This window comes from uncultured Nitrospira sp. (assembly GCA_902500695.1).
GTDB lineage: Bacteria > Nitrospirota > Nitrospiria > Nitrospirales > UBA8639 > Nitrospira_E.
The window spans coordinates 22,650-23,885 of record CABVRQ010000060.1 but is presented as its reverse complement, the minus strand read 5'-3'; the positions used below and the strand labels follow the sequence as shown (position 1 = coordinate 23,885).

At 55.2% G+C, this 1,236-nt stretch carries 1 protein-coding gene; it reads left to right on the top strand.

Annotated elements, in window-relative coordinates; all coding sequences use genetic code 11:
* Positions 1-160: 160 nt before the first annotated feature.
* A partial coding sequence (locus tag AAH187_RS14125; RefSeq protein WP_342349108.1) for a PepSY-associated TM helix domain-containing protein occupies positions 161-1,236 on the top strand: 1,076 nt, incomplete at its 3' end.

Here is a 1,236-nt window from a genome sequence, read left to right as displayed (position 1 = left end):
ATCTATACCGGGGCCATTCTCTGCGTGTTTACGGCAGCCACTCCGATGCAGGCATGGTTCGTCGTCTTGATTCCCACTGTGCTCTTTGGGGGCATGACGTTGCTGATGACGTAAGGCCAGCTGCCACGTCGAGATAGCCTATCGGAGAAGTCACTTATCCATGAAAGAAAGCTTCACACAGAGCATGGATTGGCTCCATACCTGGGCAGGCCTGCTCTTCGGCTGGCTGTTGTTTGCGATTTTTTTCACCGGCACGCTGACGGTGTTCGATCAAGAAATCACCTATTGGATGCAACCGGAACTGCATCATGTCACCGGCACCTCGCTTAATGTGGATGCCGCCGTGCGGACCCTGGAACAATTTGCCCCGCAGGCCGAGCGCTGGTGGATTGAGCTACCAAGCGAACGCACGCCGGTCTCCACTATTCGATGGAGCCAGGACGATACGTCCGTGTCCAGAGTGATCAATGCCCAGACAGGACAGCCCCTCACTGTTCGGAACACTCTTGGAGGAGAATTTTTCTATCGATTTCACTATCAACTGTTATTGGACCAGGCCGGCACCTGGATCGTAGGCGCCGCTGCCATGGCCATGTTGGTTGCCTTGGTGACCGGCATCGTCATTCACCATCGCATTTTTAAGGACTTTTTTACCTTCCGCCCAGGCGCCTCGTCTCATCGAGCCTGGCTGGATGCGCACAATGTCACAAGTGTACTAGTCCTTCCGTTTCACATCATGATTACCTTTAGCGGTCTGGTGATATTTTGGGCGATCTACATGCCGGCGGGGATACAGGTTCGTTATGATGGCGTGATGGACGACTTCTGGGCGGAGGCTGAGTCCTTCATGGAACCGGAGAGAGCAAATCAGCAGGCGCCATTGGTTTCATTGAGAGACCTGGAACGCGAGGCCCGGCCCTATTGGCAGGGAGGTCAAACCCGGTCGATCGTGGTGAGTCATCCGGGCGATCGTCACGCCCTAGTGGAAGTTAATCGTGGGTCGAACGATCGCTTGAGCTTATATAGCGACCGGGTGAGCTTCGATGGAGCAAGCGGTGCACTTCGGACCGTCTGGATCAACTCCAAACCTGCATATATGACTCAGTCAGTCCTTTCCGGATTGCACTTTGTGCAATTCGGCGGTGCCACTATTCGGTGGCTGTACTTCGGCATGGGATTGGCGGCAAGCGCCATGATTGCCACAGGGTTGGTCCTGTGGGTCGTCAAGCGGCAGGG